This is a genomic window from Streptomyces sp. NPDC048600 (assembly GCF_055587025.1).
Window position 1 is genome coordinate 38,877 of the sequence record NZ_JBVJGZ010000003.1, and the last position, 8,646, is coordinate 47,522.

The window sequence follows — 8,646 nt, forward strand, 5'->3', positions numbered from 1 at the left end:
CGTCAACGACGGCGCGCCGGGAGACTCGTAAGGGGGACGCGCATTCGGCGAAACGGCGGAACCCGGACCCTCCTGACGGAGTGTCCGGGTTCCGGTGCGCTCGGGGCGTGTTACTGGGTGCGGTTCTCACCGCGGTAGTACTCGAAGACCCAGCCCCAGATGCCGATCAGGATGATCGGCGCGGAGAAGTACAGCAGCCACCAGCCCACGGCCACGCCGAGGAAGGCCAGCGCGCCACCGAAGGCCAGCGCGAGCGGCTGCCAGCTGTGCGGGCTGAAGAAGCCCAGCTCGCCGGCGTCGTCCGCGACGTCGGCCTCCTTGTTGTCCTGGGCGCCGGTGTCGACCCGCCGGGCGGTGAAGCCCAGGTAGAAGCCGACCATGACGCACAGGGCGAAGGCGAGGAACAGCGCGGTGGTACCGGCCGGCTCCTGCGACCAGAGGCCGTAGAAGACGGCCATGGCGAGGACGAAGACGCCCAGCCACATGAACATCTTGCCCTGGATCTTCACTTGCCGGCCTCCTTGCCGCCCGCCAGCGCGGCGGCTTCCCGGCCACCGTGACCCAGCTGCTCCAGCGCGGCGATCTCAGGGTGGTGCAGGTCGAACGCCGGGGATTCGCTGCGGATCCGCGGCAGGGTGAGGAAGTTGTGCCGCGGCGGCGGGCAGGACGTGGCCCACTCCAGGGAGCGGCCGTAGCCCCACGGGTCGTCGACCGCGATCTTCTTGCCGTACTTGGCCGTCTTCCAGACGTTGTAGAAGAACGGCAGCACCGAGGCGCCGAGCACGAACGAGCTGATCGTCGAGATCGTGTTCAGGGCGGTGAAACCGTCCGCCGCCAGGTAGTCGGCGTAGCGGCGCGGCATGCCCTCGGCGCCCAGCCAGTGCTGGACCAGGAAGGTGCCGTGGAAGCCGACGAACAGCGTCCAGAAGGTCATCTTGCCCAGACGCTCGTCGAGCATCTTGCCGGTGAACTTCGGCCACCAGAAGTGGAAGCCGGAGAACATCGCGAAGACGACGGTGCCGAAGACGACGTAGTGGAAGTGCGCCACCACGAAGTACGAGTCCGAGATGTGGAAGTCCATCGGCGGCGAGGCCAGGATGACGCCGGTCAGACCACCGAAGGTGAAGGTGATCAGGAAGCCGGTCGCCCAGAGCATCGGCGTCTCGAAGGACAGCGAGCCCTTCCACATCGTTCCGATCCAGTTGAAGAACTTCACACCGGTCGGAACCGCGATGAGGAACGTCATGAAGGAGAAGAACGGGAGGAGCACGCCACCGGTGACGTACATGTGGTGCGCCCACACGGTCACGGACAGACCCGCGATGGCGATGGTCGCCGCGATCAGACCCTGGTAGCCGAACATCGGCTTGCGGGAGAAGACCGGGATGACCTCACTGATGATGCCGAAGAACGGCAGGGCGATGATGTACACCTCTGGGTGGCCGAAGAACCAGAAGAGGTGTTGCCACAGCAACGCGCCGCCGTTGGCCGCGTCGAAGATGTGGGCGCCGAACTTGCGGTCCGCCTCCAGGGCGAACAGCGCGGCCGCCAGGACCGGGAAGGCCAGCAGGACCAGGACACCGGTCAGCAGGACGTTCCACACGAAGATCGGCATCCGGAACATCGTCATGCCGGGAGCGCGCATGCAGATGATCGTGGTGATGAAGTTGACCGAGCCGAGGATGGTGCCGAAGCCGGAGAAGGCCAGACCCATGATCCACATGTCGGCGCCGAGACCCGGCGAGCGGACCGCGTCGGACAGCGGGGAGTAGGCGAACCAGCCGAAGTCCGCGGCGCCGTCCGGCGTGAGGAAGCCGGCCACGGCGACCAGCGAGCCGAACAGGTAGAGCCAGTAGGCGAACATGTTCAGCCGCGGGAAGGCGACGTCGGGGGCACCGATCTGGAGCGGCATGATCCAGTTCGCGAAGCCGGCGAACAGCGGCGTCGCGAACATCAGCAGCATGATCGTGCCGTGCATCGTGAACGCCTGGTTGAACTGCTCGTTCGACATCATCTGCAGACCCGGGCGGGCCAGCTCCGCACGCATGAGCAGCGCCATGACGCCACCGATGCAGAAGAACGCGAACGACGTGACCAGGTAGAGCGTTCCGATCGTCTTGTGGTCGGTGGTCGTCAGCCACTTCACCACGACGTTGCCGGGCTGCTTGCGCCGGACCGGCAGCTCGTCCTCGTAGTACGAGTCTTCGGCTGCCCCGGCACCCTGAGGTTCGTTGAGGATGCTCACAGTTGGTTCGTCTCCCGGTTCTTCTCATGGGCGGTCTGCTCGATGCCCGCGGGAACGTAACCGGTCTGCCCCTTCTTCGCGAGGTCCTGCAGGTGCTGCTCGTAGCGCTCCGGCGAGACGACCTTCACGTTGAACAGCATCCGGGAGTGGTCGACACCGCAGAGCTCGGCGCACTTGCCCATGAAGGTGCCCTGACGGTTCGGGGTCACCTGGAAGGCGTTGGTGTGGCCGGGGATGACGTCCTGCTTCATCAGGAACGGCACCACCCAGAAGGAGTGGATGACGTCGCGCGAGGTCAGGACGAAGCGGACCGTCTTGCCCTCGGGCAGCCACAGGGTGGGGCCGGGGTTGCCGGTCTGCGGGTTGCGCTCGCCCGGGGTGCCGCAGGCGTAGACGCCGCCGGCGTTGTCGGGGAACGCTTCCTTGTAGCGGTCCGGGATCGCGTTCAGTTCCTTCGACGTCTTGGCGTCGCCCGCGGAACCTTCGACGTTCTCGATGTAGTTGAAGCACCAGCTCCACTGGAAGCCGACCACGTTGACCGTGACGTCGGGCTTCTTGGACAGGTCGAGGAGCTTCGTCTCGTCACGGGCCGTGAAGTAGAAGAGGACCGAGACGATGATGATCGGGACCACCGTGTACAGCGCCTCGATGGGCACGTTGTAACGGGTCTGCGGAGGTACCTCGATCTTGGTGCGGCTGCGCCGGTGGAAGATGGCACTCCACAGGATCAGGCCCCACACCAGCACGCCGACGGCGAGCGCGGCAGCCCAGGAACCCTGCCACAGGGAGAGGATCCGCGGAGCCTCTTCTGTGGTGGGGGTGGGCATGCCAAGGCGGGGGAAGTCCTCCCATGTGCAACCGGTGGCGGTCGCCAGGACCAGGCCCGCGGTCAATGCCTGCAGCAGCTTCCGCCGCATCGGGCGCCGCGGCGAGCGGTCGGAGCCGTTGGGACTCACGTAGCGCCTTCCCGAGAGTCTCGCCCGCGCGATCGGCTGCGGCCTGCCTTGCTCGGTGGTCGGTCGCCGCCCTGCGTCGGGCAGGGGTTTGGATGTTTATGCGGACCAAACCCTAGCCGACGCCCTCCGGGGGTTCGCGGGGAGGGGGGCCTAGTGAAGAGGGTGGTTCGCTTGTTTGGCGGGTGCGGGTTGTCCGTGGCTTGTCGCGCCGTTCCCCGCGCCCCTTGGGGACGTTGTCCTTCGCGGCGATCTAACGTTGCGGTGTGCCCTACTTTGACGCCGCTTCCAGTGCCCCCCTTCATCCCGTAGCCCGTCAGGCGCTGTTGGCCTCTTTGGATGAAGGGTGGGCGGATCCCGCGCGGCTGTACCGGGAGGGGCGGCGGGCGCGGATGCTGCTGGACGCGGCTCGTGAGGCCGCCGCGGAGGCGGTGGGCTGCCGGGCGGACGAGGTCGTGTTCACGGCGTCCGGCACCAGGGCCGTACACACGGGCGTCGCCGGGGCGTTGACCGGACGACGGCGCGTCGGACGCCACCTGATCGTGTCATCGGTCGAACATTCCTCGGTACTCCATTCGGCGGAGGTGCACCAGGCCTCGGGCGGGACGGTCGAGGAGGTTCCGGTGGGCCGCGAGGGCCGCGTCTCCGCCTCCGCGTACGCCGACGCCCTGCGGGAGGACACCGCGCTGGCGTGTCTTCAGTCGGCCAACCACGAGGTGGGGACGGTGCAGCCGGTGGCCCAGGTGGCCGAGGTGTGCCGGGCGGCGGGGGTGCCCCTGCTGGTGGACGCGGCGCAGTCGCTGGGGTGGGGGCCGGTGGAGGGCGACTGGTCCCTGTTGACGGGCAGTGCCCACAAATGGGGTGGTCCGTCCGGGGTGGGGCTGCTCGTCGTGCGCAAGGGGGTGCGGTTCGCCGCTCAAGGACCGGTCGACGAGAGGGAGTCGGGGCGGGCCGCCGGGTTCGAGAACATCCCCGCGATCGTCGCGGCCGTCGCCTCCCTGCGGGCCGTGCGCGCGGAGGCCGCCCAGGAGGCGGGGCGACTGAGCGAACTGACGCAGCGCATCCGCACGCGGGTGCCCGAGCTGCTGACGGACGTGGAGGTCGTCGGCGACGCCCGGCACCGGCTGCCCGGCATCGTCACCTTCTCCTGTCTCTACGTCGACGGGGAAGCGCTGCTCACCGAACTGGACCGGGTGGGCTTCTCCGTCTCCTCCGGGTCGTCCTGCACGAGCAGCACCCTGACGCCGAGCCATGTGCTCAAGGCAATGGGGGTGCTCAGCGAGGGGAACGTACGGGTCTCGCTGCCGACGGGGACGCCGGCGGAGGAGGTGGACCGCTTCCTGGACGTCCTGCCGGGTGTGGTGACGGGGGTACGGGAGAAGCTGGGAGCCCCGACGTCCGCCCCGCCGGCCCGCCCGGCCCAGGCACAGGAGGTCGTCGTCGACTCCCTCGGCAAACGCTGCCCCATCCCGGTCATCGAACTGGCCAAGGTCATCGGCACCGTCCCGATCGGCGGCACGGTCCGCGTCCTCTCCGACGACGAGGCCGCCCGCCTGGACATCCCGGCCTGGTGCGACATGCGCGCCCAGCAGTACCTGGGCGAAGAACCGGCCGAAACGGGAACGGCCTACCTGATCCGCAGAACCACCTGACCCCCACCCGTCCGGGCGCGCGAGGAACGGCGCAATCCTTATAAGGGGCGCGGGGAACGGCGCATCTCTTGAGGGGCGCGGGGAACGGCGCACGCTTTCAGGGGCGCGGGGAACTGCGCAATCTTTATAAGGGGTGCGGGGAACTGCGCGACCCGGGCTGCGAGGAACCGGTCAATCCTGAGGCTCGCGAGCGCAGAACCCACCCCTGAGGGGTGCGGGGCCGCGAACAACGCCCCCGCACCCCCGGAGGAACGTCAGCCGAGGTGCCCCCGAACCTCGTCCGCCGCGTCATGCCCGTACGCCTTGGTGAACCGATCCATGAAGTGCGCCCGCCGCAACTGGTACTCCTGCGTACCCACCGTCTCGATGACCAGCGTCGCCAGCATGCACCCCACCTGAGCCGCCCGCTCCAGCGAGACACCCCACGCGAGACCGGAGAGGAACCCGGCCCGGAAGGCGTCACCGACCCCCGTGGGATCGGCCTTGCGCTCCTCCTCGGGGCAGCCGACCTCGATCGGGTCCTCGCCCACCCGCTCGACACGGACACCGCGCGAGCCGAGCGTGGTGACCCGCACACCGACCTTGCCGAGAATCTCCTCGTCGGTCCAGCCGGTCTTGGACTCGATGAGGCCCTTCTCGTACTCGTTGGAGAAGAGGTACGTCGCCCCGTCCAGCAGGATGCGGATCTCCTCGCCGTTCATCCGGGCGATCTGCTGGGAGAAGTCGGCGGCGAACGGAATCCGCCGCGAGCGGCACTCCTCCGTGTGGCGCAGCATGCCCTCGGGGTCGTCGGCGCCGATGAGGACCAGGTCGAGACCCCCGACGCGGTCAGCGACCGTCTTCAGCTCGATCAGCCGGGCCTCGCTCATCGCGCCGGTGTAGAAGGAACCGATCTGGTTGTGGTCGGAGTCGGTGGTGCACACGAAACGGGCGGTGTGCAGCGTCTCCGAGATCCGCACCGACTCGGTGTCCACGCCGTGGCGGTCCAGCCAGGCCCGGTACTCGTCGAAGTCGAAGCCGGCGGCGCCGACCAGGATCGGCTCGGTGCCGAGCTGGCCCATGCCGAAGGCGATGTTCGCGCCGACGCCCCCTCGCCGTACATCGAGGTTGTCGACCAGGAAGGACAGCGAGACGGTGTGCAGCTGGTCCGCGACGAACTGATCGGCGAACCGACCGGGGAAGGTCATGAGATGGTCGGTGGCGATGGAGCCGGTGACTGCGATGCGCACGGCGAGGGTCTCCTGGGTGGAGGGTCATTGACAATCCACGCTACCCGTTGGGCGGCGCGGCCTAGAAGACGACAAAACTACCCGATAGTAGATCTTTCTTCGTGAGTACGGACGTGCATACGGTGCGTCCATGACGAACCTCAAGGCTCCCGCCGCCCCCGCACCCGCCGACCTCGAGGGCGATCTGGCCTCGCTGCGCGGCGACTGCGCCCGGATGGCCCGGCACTGGGCCGCCCCCGACCGGGGCACGGCACGTCCTGTCTCCCCGTCCAGCATCCACGGCGTGACCGTACCGTCGAAGTCGGCGCGACTGCTGGACGCGATGTCGGACTACGGGGACTGACCGGCTCCTCACCCCCGCGGCGCAACCGGGCTCACCCAGGAGGCTGAACGCCCGCGCCGGAGGGAACCGCACGCTCCTCCGCTACGTCTCATCGCCGTCCCCCGTGGTGGGGATGTGGGATACGACCCTCCAGCAGCAGGAGCGATGCGGTGAACACCGAGCGACCCGACAACCCCGACCGCGACGACGCCGTCACGGGTGAGGCCGGCGCCGCCGACAGCCCCGGCGCGAGCGACTCCGCCGGGGCCGCGGAGCGTCCAGTCGACACGGCAGGGTCGGCCGAGACGTCCCCGGCCGACGCGAGCACCGCCGACCCGACCGAGGCGGAGGCGGAGGCCGACGTCGAGGCCGCCGCCGCGGCCGAGTCCGAAGCAGGAACCGAGGCGCCCGACGCCCCGGACGCCGCCGAGCCCGCCGCGGCCGCCGAGCCGCCCCAGAGCCCCCCGTCGCCCGAGCCCGTGCCCGCGCCCGCGCCCGCCGCAGGCGACGACCCCAACGAGCACACCGTGCGTCTCGCCGCGCGGACGTCCGGCGAGGCGCCGTCCATGGGCGGGCGGCGCCGGTCGCCGCTGGTCGCGGCCTCCGTGGCCGCCGCCGTGCTGCTGGTCGCCGGCGGCGGGGCCTATCTCGCCGCGTCCGCGGCGGACCGCTCGGGCGGCGAGACCGCCTCCGGTGCGGCCGGCGGCGACGGCACTCCCCCGCCGCTCCCCATCGACGGCTACTCCGAGGGCGGCGGCGAGGGCATCGCGCCGGGCGAGCCGAACCCGTACGGCGCGGTCTACCAGGCATCGGGCGAGCTGCCCGACGGCCCCGACTCCGCGGCCGTGTTCCGTGCCCAGGGCCAGGTCGACAAGGCCGAGGTGGCCCGGCTCGCGGCGGCGCTCGGGGTGGAGGGGACGCCGGTGCTCCAGGGGCAGTCCTGGCGGATCGGCGCGAAGGACGGCTTCGGCCCGACCCTCCAGGTGAACCTCAACGCGCCGGGTACCTGGACGTTCCACCGCTACGCGCCCGGCACGGACAACTGCAAGAGCACCACCGAGTGCCCGCAGCGCGGCCCGATGGCCCCGGCCGACGACCCGGTCAGCGAGGAGGCGGCGAAGAAGGCGGCCGCGCCGGTGCTGAAGGCGGTCGGCCAGGACGACGCGAAGGTCGACGCGAGCCAGGTCATGGGCGCGCAGCGCGTGGTGAACGCCGACCCGGTGATCGGCGGGCTGCCGACGTACGGCTGGATGACCGGGCTGACGATCGGGGTGGACGGCGAGGTCGTCGGCGGCAGCGGGCAGCTCGAGGCGCCGGTGAAGGGCGACACGTACCCCGTGCTGGGGGCGAGCGAGACGCTGGAGCAGATGAACGCGGGCCAGACCGGCCAGGGTTCGGGCGTCGGCGGCTGTGCGAGCCCGGTGCCGCTGGACGACGGGACCGAGCCGGCCGCGCCGTGCGAGCCGGAGCCGGCGCAGCCGCAGGAGATCGACGTGCGGGGCGCGGTGTTCGGTCTCGCGTCGCACTACGTGGGCGCGCGGCAGACCTTGGTGCCGTCGTGGCTGTTCGAGGTGCGGGCGCCGGGCGCGCAGGACTCCTTCACGGTGACGCACCCGGCGGTGGAGCCCCGCTTCCTGGTCGCGCCGACGCCGGTCCCCTCGGACGTTCCGCCCGGTGAGCCGACCGAACCGCCGAGCCCGCGGCCGACGGGCCCGGACGAGCCGACCGCGGCGCCGGCGCCGCGGGACGTGCAGGTGGAGGCGTACGCGGCCGAGGGCCGTGAGCTGACCGTGCGCTTCACCGGCGGGGTGTGCGCGGACTACACGGTGAAGGCGGCGGAGGACGCGGAGCGGGTGACGGTGACGGTGACCGAGAAGCCGTGGCCGGACAAGGTGTGCATCATGATCGCCAAGGAGTTCCACCGGACCGTGCAGCTGGACGAGCCGGTCGGCGACCGCCGGGTGGTGGACTCGGGCGGCCACGGGGTCCCGCTGGACAAGCCGGGTGCCCGGCTGCCGAAGACCTCCATGGTCCGCTGACCGCGCCCCGAAAAGGGGCGCGGGGAACTGCGCGAGCGGCCACGACGGCGCCGCGGACGCCGGACGGCACATGCGCGGCACACGCTCGGCGCACACGACGAAGGCGGGGGGGGGGGGGGGGGGGGGGGGGGGGGGGGCGGGGGTGGGGGGGGGGGGGGGGGCCGGGTGGGGCGCCACGTGGTGAGCTCCTCGAAGCCGACGCCGAG

7 protein-coding genes are annotated in these 8,646 nt (G+C 70.6%); 3 read left to right on the plus strand and 4 right to left on the minus strand.

Annotated features, from left to right (window positions below; genetic code table 11):
• Window positions 1-110 precede the first annotated feature (110 nt).
• Genes ACZ6SQ_RS04450 through ctaC form a run of 3 tightly spaced genes read right to left on the minus strand, consistent with a single transcriptional unit; the run spans window position 111 to window position 3,201 of the window.
• Entirely contained in the window at window positions 111-509 is a 399-nt protein-coding gene (locus ACZ6SQ_RS04450) for a cytochrome c oxidase subunit 4 (protein ID WP_386384757.1), read from the minus strand.
• Window positions 506-2,245: an aa3-type cytochrome oxidase subunit I gene (gene ctaD, locus ACZ6SQ_RS04455; protein WP_386384755.1), complete on the minus strand. Its 1,740-nt coding sequence runs from the start codon at window positions 2,243-2,245 to the stop codon at window positions 506-508. Before ctaD ends, ACZ6SQ_RS04450 begins: the two co-directional genes overlap by 4 nt.
• The gene (gene ctaC / locus ACZ6SQ_RS04460) at window positions 2,242-3,201 is read right to left on the minus strand and encodes an aa3-type cytochrome oxidase subunit II (protein ID WP_469556671.1); all 960 of its coding nucleotides are present in this window, start codon (window positions 3,199-3,201) and stop codon (window positions 2,242-2,244) included. The genes ctaD and ctaC overlap by 4 nt, the downstream gene beginning before the upstream one ends.
• Window positions 3,202-3,464: 263 nt before the next feature.
• On the opposite strand from ctaC, the gene ACZ6SQ_RS04465 reads away from it, so the two are divergent.
• Window positions 3,465-4,850 carry an aminotransferase class V-fold PLP-dependent enzyme gene (locus tag ACZ6SQ_RS04465; RefSeq protein ID WP_469556672.1) on the plus strand — a complete coding sequence of 462 codons (1,386 nt, stop codon included), beginning with the start codon at window positions 3,465-3,467 and terminating at the stop codon, window positions 4,848-4,850.
• Between the two features lie 254 nt (window positions 4,851-5,104).
• Here the strand turns inward: ACZ6SQ_RS04465 and ACZ6SQ_RS04470 are convergent, their stop codons facing one another.
• On the minus strand, window positions 5,105-6,079 hold the full coding sequence (locus tag ACZ6SQ_RS04470) for a carbohydrate kinase family protein (RefSeq protein ID WP_386384748.1): 975 nt from the start codon (window positions 6,077-6,079) through the stop codon (window positions 5,105-5,107).
• A gap of 130 nt (window positions 6,080-6,209) precedes the next feature.
• Here ACZ6SQ_RS04470 and ACZ6SQ_RS04475 point away from each other — a divergent pair, with 130 nt between their 5' ends.
• Window positions 6,210-6,422 (plus strand): hypothetical protein, encoded by a 213-nt coding sequence (locus ACZ6SQ_RS04475; protein WP_389329775.1) that lies wholly within the window; start codon window positions 6,210-6,212, stop codon window positions 6,420-6,422.
• 149 nt (window positions 6,423-6,571) lie between these two features.
• Window positions 6,572-8,440 carry a hypothetical protein gene (locus ACZ6SQ_RS04480; RefSeq protein WP_469556674.1) on the plus strand — a complete coding sequence of 623 codons (1,869 nt, stop codon included), beginning with the start codon at window positions 6,572-6,574 and terminating at the stop codon, window positions 8,438-8,440.
• Window positions 8,441-8,646: the final 206 nt, after the last annotated feature.

Excerpts from the sequence above, each read along its gene's own strand:
- ACZ6SQ_RS04475 (WP_389329775.1), top strand. The coding sequence starts at position 6,210 with ATGACGAACCTCAAGGCTCCCGCCGCCCCCGCACCCGCCGACCTCGAG.